The following is a 260-nucleotide window of genomic DNA, read 5'->3' as shown; positions in this document are numbered from 1 at the left end:
CATCTCATTTCCTTCAGCTTCTCACGCACATCCTTCATCTGCTGCTTCTGGAGCCGGATGTGGCGTTCCAGCGCCTCCTGTGGGACCTTGTGGGCAATCTTTAACAGTTCCTGGCTCTCGGCCTCACAAATCATATGGCCGTCCTGGGCGTCAAACACAAGCAGCCGGGTCACGTCCTCCGGGTCATACTTGATGTCCACAGGCTTGTCCATGTAATAAATCAGCTCCGGATGGTTATAGACCTGGCCGAATTTCCGGAT

General features: G+C 53.8%; 1 protein-coding gene. It reads right to left on the bottom strand.

Annotation, left to right across the window (positions count from 1 at the left end; all coding sequences use genetic code 11):
• Positions 1-260, bottom strand: a 260-nt coding sequence (locus tag LI015_RS29145) for a Mu transposase C-terminal domain-containing protein (RefSeq protein WP_227126796.1), incomplete at both ends; no start/stop codon positions are given.

The sequence above is a fragment of the Enterocloster sp. 210928-DFI.2.20 genome, from assembly GCF_020554465.1.
In the GTDB taxonomy this organism is placed as follows: domain Bacteria; phylum Bacillota; class Clostridia; order Lachnospirales; family Lachnospiraceae; genus Enterocloster; species Enterocloster bolteae.
This window is presented reverse-complemented; position numbering and strand designations above follow the sequence as displayed.